The sequence below is a fragment of the Psychrobacter sp. Rd 27.2 genome (genome assembly GCF_001921755.1).
GTDB lineage: Bacteria > Pseudomonadota > Gammaproteobacteria > Pseudomonadales > Moraxellaceae > Psychrobacter > Psychrobacter celer.
On sequence record NZ_MRYB01000104.1, the window covers coordinates 1 to 393 of the forward strand.

Here is a 393-nt window from a genome sequence, read left to right on the forward strand (position 1 = left end):
ATTATTGGCAACCCATCGACTAAAAAAAGTCCAGCACTTGATGCAGGTATGAAACCACTTAAAAGCCTAACGTGCAAAGCAAAAACTGAGTATCAGCAATCACAAAAAAACTTTGCAGCTCAAAAAGAGATCAACGAATTTAAGACCAAAGCGATAAAGAGTGAATTACAAAAACTCGCAAAAGAGCAAGCCCAGCAAGCTGATGATGCTGAGCATAAAATAACTGATGACGACCTCAAAGCAAAAGCGCAAACGATAGCCGAAATACAGAACGCTGATGCAAGTGAGCCGATTATGAAGCGCTACATAGCCAACGACAGCACTTATCAAAAGTTAGGTGAAACGCTCAGTCAAACACAAAACGGCTTGCTAGTAGAACGTGATGAGCTTACA

At 41.0% G+C, this 393-nt stretch carries 1 protein-coding gene; it reads left to right on the forward strand.

All coding sequences use genetic code 11. From position 1 onward, the window contains the following. Positions 1-3: 3 nt before the first annotated feature. The coding region (locus BTV99_RS12785) for a DUF3987 domain-containing protein (protein WP_256713798.1) at positions 4-393 on the forward strand (390 nt) is incomplete at its 3' end.